The organism is Bradyrhizobium sp. Kon69 (genome assembly GCF_055807515.1).
On record NZ_JBVVOS010000415.1, the window covers coordinates 1 to 259 of the forward strand.

At 59.8% G+C, this 259-nt stretch carries 1 pseudogene; it reads left to right on the forward strand.

What is annotated here, in order from left to right:
- Nucleotides 1-58: 58 nt before the first annotated feature.
- Nucleotides 59-259, forward strand: a pseudogene (locus AC0L3U_RS39640) (efflux RND transporter periplasmic adaptor subunit); the annotation flags it as partial.

Consider the following 259-nt stretch of genomic DNA (forward strand, 5'->3'; position numbering starts at 1 on the left):
GTCGCGGTCGTTTACCGGTGTAGTTGTCGCTCGCGTTCAGAGCGATTTGGGCTTTCGTGTGTCGGGAAAGGTATCGGAGCGTCTGGTTGACACGGGGCAGGAAGTAAAGCTCGGGCAGACCCTGATGCGTCTGGACCCCATTGACCTTGGTCTTCAGGCTCAGGCCCAAATCCAGGCGGTTGCCGCCGCCGCTGCACGCGCTAAACAAGCGGCAGATGACGAAGCACGTAATCGAAATCTCGTTGCCGCTGGCGCGATC